Here is a 6,092-nt window from a genome sequence, read left to right as displayed (position 1 = left end):
GTACTCAAGTACAGCCTGCGGCTAGTTTCCTAGTTTGCTCTTTGATTTTCATTGAGTATAAGAGCCTAGCATAAAAGCCTCCATTCGGAGGCTTTTTCTCATTTATGTTTACTCAATAACGAGCTTCACTTCAGCGAATTTGATCCGTACGGTTGTTCCTTTTCCAACCTCAGACTCGATACGAATCCGGTGCCCCAGTTCTTCAGAAATTTTCTTGGATAGATAGAGGCCAAGTCCAGATGATTGCTGGGTCAAACGGCCATTGTAGCCTGAAAAACCACGTTCAAAGACTCGGAGGACATCACTGTTTTTTATCCCAATTCCCGTATCCTTAATACAGAGCTCCTGACTCTCCATAGAAATCTCGAGCCCACCTTCCTTAGTATATTTGAGGCTGTTTGAAAGGATTTGTTCAATGACGACCAACAGCCACTTCTTATCGGTCACGATAGTTTTGTCGAGGTCATGTAGATTGACTGTTAGTCCCTTCTGGATAAAGAAAAGTGCGTACTTACGAACCATATCCTTGACCAAGTCCTCCACTTGAACCTGTTCAAAGACCAAGTCATCGTGAAAACTCTCTAAACGTAAGTACTGCAAAACCAGATTGGTATAGGAGTCAATCTTGAAAATTTCCTGTTCCAGTTGCTGCTTGACCTCCCGATCAGAGACTTCTGCTACTAAAAGGCGACTAGCTGCAATGGGCGTCTTGATCTGATGAACCCATAAGGTGTAGTAATCAAGCAAATCCGTCAGCTTGCTCTGCGCTTCTGACTTCTTTTGATACAATTCAGACTCACGCTCTTCGAGCTTTTCTGCTAGCGCACATTCCAAAGGAGACTTGGGGTCTCTCTCAGCATAGAGTACTTCCTGTCGATAAACCTGAGCTTCTGCAAATATATCCCAAGCCAAAAATAAGAAGGTCAAAAAACTACTGAGCAGAAAGAAATAAAGAAAATAAGTTCCTAGACTAGCAAATAAAAACTGAAAGAGAAGGACGAGAAAGCCCAATGAAAAAATATAGGTAAAAACGCGACTGCGAGAGCGCAGATAGGCTAGAAAAAATGATTTCCAATCAAGCATGTTTCAGTCCGTATCCTATCCCTTTCTTGGTTTCGATAAACCCTGCTAAACCTTGCTCCTCCAACTTTTTGCGCAGGCGAGCAACGTTGACAGACAAGGTGTTGTCGTCGATGAAAAAGTCGCTGTTCCAGAGTTCTCTCATCAAGTCATCACGCGCTACGATATTGCCCGCATGTTCAAACAAGACCCGCAAAATTTGAAATTCATTCTTGGTCAAACTCAGAACTTCCCCCTGATAGTGCAGATCCATAGACTTAGTATTGAGAATCACACCTGCATACTCTAGCAAACTTTCATCCCGCCCAAACTCATAGGAACGGCGCAACAAACCCTGAACCTTAGCCAAAAGAACCTGCTGGTCAAAAGGCTTAGTTACAAAGTCATCCGCTCCCATATTGATTGCCATGACGATATCCATAGCCTGGTCTCTCGAAGACAGAAACATGATAGGTACCTTGGAAATCTTGCGAATCTCCTGACACCAGTGGTAACCATTAAAAAGAGGCAGACCGATATCCATGAGGACCAAATGAGGCTCCGACTGAACAAAAAGGCTCAATACTTCCATAAAGTCTTCTAACAAAACGACCTCAAATCCCCACTCAGAGAGCAGTTTTCCCACTTGTTGTCGAATAACTTGGTCATCTTCTACTAGTAAAATCTTGTGCATGCGCTCCTCCTTTGTTATTTCTCAAAGTATCAAAACCCTTCATATCAGATTTACGGATCAGTATCTCATACTGTTTAGCAGCCTTTTCCCAAATTCAGATCAGAAAACAGATGCTAAATAGAGAACATTCCCACTGATATCATACCTTATTTTTAATTATAGTTCCAGCCTTATCCTATATTTTCCTTTTTGTGCTCATTTAGTTAGCGTTTCTTTAACTTATTTAATAGATCTAGCCTTCTTATTGACAAGCTAGCCATGATTTGTTAGAATATGAATGAACGAATAAAGTTATTCATTCATGAAAACTAAGGAGGTTAAATCATATTGGACAAAAAACAAGCTTTAAAGACAGCAGCCTATGAAGTTTTTTCGAAAAAAGGTTACAAGGCAACAGGAATTTCAGAAATTGCTAGGCAAGCTGGTGTTGCAGTTGGTTCTTTTTATAACTATTACGAGAGTAAAGAAGCCATTTTTCTAGACATCTATATAGATGAAAACAACCGTGTTCGCCAAGCTATGATCGAAGAACTGGATTGGGAAATTGATATGACCGACCTCATTGGTCAACTCTTTGCTCAGTCCAGAACTCTCGTTTCTTCCAATAAAATCCTTGCAGAATGGTACAATCCTGCCATCGCAGATGAGTTACACAGCTACTATTCCTCGGAGGAAGGCAAAGTCGCAAATCCATTTCATCAGTTTCTAGTTAAAACTTTTACAAATCGTATGCAGGCTGAAGGGTACTCGCCAGAAAAGATTCAAGATATTTTACAGGTTTATAATCTGTTTTACTATATGGATATGCATATCACGGAAAAAGATTTTCCAGATATTGGCAAGACCGTTGAAATACTTGCAACTTACTTCATTAAAGGAATTCTTAAATAACAAATATAATTTAATTATAGGTGAATTGGAGAAAGAGGAATGAACATGGAATTTAGAAAAAAAGAGTACAAACCGTTTGACATTTTTGACAGTGAATGGGCGGCAATAACGGTAGGCAACAGGGAAAAGTTCAATGCCTGCCTCGTGTCATGGAGTAGCCTTGGAAATATTTGGGGAGCACCGGGAAAAAGTAAGGCGACTGTAACCCTATATATACATCCGTCAAGATATACAGCTGAGTTTATTGATGATAGTGAATACTTTACTGTAAGCTTTTTTGATCCAAAATATAAAAAGGTACTTGCATACCTTGGAAGTCATTCAGGAAGAAATGAAAATAAAATAGAAAATGCCGGACTTATGGCAATTCCTATAGGTAAGACAATGGGATTTAAAGAGGCAAAACAGACTTTTTTATGTAAAAAGCTTTGTAAGCAACAGTTTGACAAGGAGAGTTTTGTACAGGAAATAAGGGATTACTATGAATTGTATCCAGATATCTATACTGACGGACATGGTGGCTGGGAACCTCATTTTATTCTTATAGGTGAGATAGAACAGATTATAGATTAAATGGATATGCTATATTTGATATTATTTACATAGAAAGGACAAAATTTTTATAAGAAGAATTGATTTTTTTATTTTTTGAAAATATATGAATGAACTAATATTATATTCATTCAATAATATAATAAAGGAGATTTTATCATGGACAAACAAGGAGTTAAAAAAATGAATGGATTAGGTATTACAGGAATTTCTCTTGCCATTATTGGTATTTTGATCATTATTTGGGGAGCTACACTACAACAGGTTGATTTATCAAACCCTGATTTTATGTCCTTTGCGACTGGAGGTATGATTTTGCTGGCTATAGGGTTATGTATGATTGCCGGCTTACCTGTTATTTTAAAAATTGCGGGTATTTGGTTGGTGGCATTGACTACCATGATTTATATTTACAGCCTACCTAATACTGATTTGCTTATCAAACTGATTGGCTTTATTCCTGTTATCGCACTGGCTACTTGGCTATCTTTTAAATTTTGGAAATGAGGAAAATAATGAAAAGAGGTAAAAAATGTTGATAATTATTATATCTATTCTGGTGGCTATATGCCTTATTTCTTGGGGTGTAATAACCTATCTTGGACGTAGTCAAGCTTTGTCTTTAAAATCCATTGAAAATTTCAATGGGGACCTTTACTTAATACATTTGACGAAACCTACTAATATGACATGGAAAGCAGGGGCTTATGCCAAGTTTACACTCCCTGATACTTCTTCTACTACTAATAAAAACGAAGCTAAGGGAGAGCAAACCAGTCGATGGCTAACTATTGCCTCCACACCTGATGAAGATGAGATTCTCATTTTGACTCATAATAGTGGTAGCAACTTTAAGAACACCTTGACACATTTACCGGCTGGCAGTGAGATTGAGATGAGTTGGCTGGATTCCTCTTTGACTGTTAAAGATACGAATCAGCCACTAGTTTTCTTTGCATCTGATGTTGGTATTTCTGCTCTACGCCCCCTTATCAAAGAATGGTCTGGTAAATGTCCGATTATTCTCAACCATTTTGACAAAGGAGTTACTATTTTCGATAATGAGATGAAGGAACTGGCTCAAAAAACATCGAATTTTACTTATAAAACTAGCGATGAACTTTCTCAAAGTCAAGCATTTTTAAAACATGCTATTGATGAATACGGCAATCAAGCCAGCTATCTCATCACAGGTCAGCCTGATGATGTAAATGAGATGAAGAAGTTTTTAAAGGAAAATGGGATTGATAGCAAAAACATACAAGTAAGCTCGTTTAGAGGTTTGAAATAGGAGCAATCTATCTTCTATGTATTTCAATTAAACCCTACTAGGTCATTCAAACAAGCCTACTAGCCAATTCTATGTAAATGTGGTAGGATAAACATAGAGAAAGGAGCTTTTATGGCCAATATTTTTGACTACTTGAATGATGTAGCATACGATTCCTTTTATGACCTCCCCGTGAATGAGTTAGATGTTCTTGCCTTGACCGAATTAACCTACCTTGCTTTTGATGGTGTAGTCACCCAAAAAAACCAGCGCCTCATAGATCTTGCACCCCAAATTCCTAGAGACACGACGATGTTGACCAATAAGAACCGCCTCCAGTTGTTGGATCAACTCTCTCAACACAAACGGTTTAAAAATTGCAAGCTATCAAATTTTATCAATGATATTGATCCTGAATTGCAAAAACAGTTTGCGGCTATGACTTATCGTATCAGTCTCGATACTTTTTTGCTTGTTTTTCGTGGAACGGATGATAGTATCATCGGTTGGAAAGAAGATTTCCATATGACCTATATGAAAGAAATCCCAGCTCAAAAACACGCCCTCCAGTATTTACAGGATTTTTTTGCTCAACATCCTAACCAAAAAGTTGTCATAGCAGGACACTCAAAAGGGGGCAATCTAGCTGTCTATGCTGCTAGTCAACTCGATCCACTTTTACAAAAAAACATTGTCGCTGTCTATACTTTTGATGCGCCTGGACTTCACAAGGAACTAACCGAAACAGCTGGCTATCAAAACATGATGGAAAGAACGAAAGTGTTTGTCCCACAAGGTTCTATCATCGGAATGATGCTAGAAATCCCTGATAAGAAAATCGTTGTTCGAAGCACTGCCTTGGGTGGTCTTGCCCAGCATGACACCTTTAGTTGGCAGGTTGAAGACAAACACTTTGTCCAACTAGACGAGACCAATAGTGACAGCCAGCAAGTCGATACAACCTTTAAGGAATGGGTTGAGACGGTCCCTGATACGGAACTGCAGCTCTACTTTGACCTCTTTTTTGGAATCATTCTCGATGCAGGCATCTCTTCTATCAACGACCTCTCTTCCTTCAAGGTCATTGAACACGTTCACCATCTCTTTGTCCAAGCTCAATCCCTCACTCCCGAAGAAAGAGAAACCATGGGGCGCCTAACCCAACTCTTGATTGACACTCGATACCAAGCTTGGAAAAATCGAGAATAGACAAAAACCAACTAATCATTAGATTAGTTGGTTTTTTGTTTAAGAAACTAAAGGAAACTACTTAGAATCTAGAGTATAGAATTAGTCTTCTTTTTTCTTACGAGACACAAGTCCAAATCCGCTCATCAAACCTAGTACTCCTAGAGCCGCCAAAGCTGCATGATCTTCCGTACCAGTATTAGGTAATTCTTTGGTTGCTTTAGTAGTTGGAGATTGCTCAGTCGGTTTTTGTTGAGGGGCAGTAACAACTTTTTCGTAGACATGTTCTGTGTCACCGTTTGGAAGTTTCTTGGTCTCTACGAAGCGGTAACCTGGAATATCCTTCTTAGGTTGTTCGCCGTCTTCGCTTGGATATCCTGGAATTTCATTGCCTTCCTTATCCTTATGACTTGTCTTCACTTTTTCGTAGACATGTTC

The 6,092-nt window shown here is 38.9% G+C and carries 7 protein-coding genes and 1 pseudogene; 5 read left to right on the top strand and 3 right to left on the bottom strand.

Going from position 1 to position 6,092, the window contains the following annotated elements; genetic code table 11:
• Positions 1-108: 108 nt before the first annotated feature.
• Together GMD6S_RS07885 and GMD6S_RS07880 are read right to left on the bottom strand one after the other, a co-directional pair.
• Entirely contained in the window at positions 109-1,083 is a 975-nt protein-coding gene (locus GMD6S_RS07885) for a sensor histidine kinase (RefSeq protein WP_000887983.1), read from the bottom strand.
• The gene (locus GMD6S_RS07880; protein WP_000548978.1) at positions 1,076-1,753 is read right to left on the bottom strand and encodes a response regulator transcription factor; all 678 of its coding nucleotides are present in this window, start codon (positions 1,751-1,753) and stop codon (positions 1,076-1,078) included. The genes GMD6S_RS07885 and GMD6S_RS07880 overlap by 8 nt, the downstream gene beginning before the upstream one ends.
• Positions 1,754-2,074: 321 nt before the next feature.
• Here GMD6S_RS07880 and GMD6S_RS07875 point away from each other — a divergent pair, with 321 nt between their 5' ends.
• The 5 genes and pseudogenes from GMD6S_RS07875 to GMD6S_RS07855 all read left to right on the top strand — a co-directional run bounded on the left by GMD6S_RS07875 (position 2,075) and on the right by GMD6S_RS07855 (position 5,675).
• Positions 2,075-2,644 (top strand): TetR/AcrR family transcriptional regulator, encoded by a 570-nt coding sequence (locus GMD6S_RS07875; protein WP_033588462.1) that lies wholly within the window; start codon positions 2,075-2,077, stop codon positions 2,642-2,644.
• A 39-nt stretch (positions 2,645-2,683) separates the two neighbouring features.
• Positions 2,684-3,217, top strand: a complete 534-nt coding sequence (locus GMD6S_RS07870; RefSeq protein WP_001055666.1) for a flavin reductase — start codon at positions 2,684-2,686, stop codon at positions 3,215-3,217.
• A gap of 162 nt (positions 3,218-3,379) precedes the next feature.
• Complete coding sequence (locus GMD6S_RS07865) at positions 3,380-3,703, top strand: hypothetical protein (RefSeq protein WP_025172607.1); 324 nt, start codon at positions 3,380-3,382, stop codon at positions 3,701-3,703.
• 8 nt (positions 3,704-3,711) lie between these two features.
• A pseudogene (locus tag GMD6S_RS07860) lies at positions 3,712-4,487 on the top strand (ferredoxin reductase).
• A gap of 111 nt (positions 4,488-4,598) precedes the next feature.
• Entirely contained in the window at positions 4,599-5,675 is a 1,077-nt protein-coding gene (locus GMD6S_RS07855) for a DUF2974 domain-containing protein (RefSeq protein WP_001273844.1), read from the top strand.
• 81 nt (positions 5,676-5,756) lie between these two features.
• On the opposite strand, the gene GMD6S_RS07850 is transcribed toward GMD6S_RS07855, so the two are convergent.
• On the bottom strand, positions 5,757-6,092 hold a 336-nt coding region (locus GMD6S_RS07850), incomplete at its 5' end, for an LPXTG cell wall anchor domain-containing protein (protein WP_000341662.1).

The sequence above is a fragment of the Streptococcus sp. GMD6S genome (genome assembly GCF_000297015.1).
Note: the sequence above shows the minus strand (reverse complement) of the source record. Positions and strands in the feature narration are given on the sequence as shown.

Excerpts from the sequence above, each read along its gene's own strand:
- GMD6S_RS07885 (WP_000887983.1), bottom strand. The coding sequence starts at position 1,083 with ATGCTTGATTGGAAATCATTTTTTCTAGCCTATCTGCGCTCTCGCAGT.
- GMD6S_RS07880 (WP_000548978.1), bottom strand. The coding sequence starts at position 1,753 with ATGCACAAGATTTTACTAGTAGAAGATGACCAAGTTATTCGACAACAA.
- GMD6S_RS07855 (WP_001273844.1), top strand. The coding sequence starts at position 4,599 with ATGGCCAATATTTTTGACTACTTGAATGATGTAGCATACGATTCCTTT.
- GMD6S_RS07870 (WP_001055666.1), top strand. The coding sequence starts at position 2,684 with ATGAACATGGAATTTAGAAAAAAAGAGTACAAACCGTTTGACATTTTT.
- GMD6S_RS07865 (WP_025172607.1), top strand. The coding sequence starts at position 3,380 with ATGAATGGATTAGGTATTACAGGAATTTCTCTTGCCATTATTGGTATT.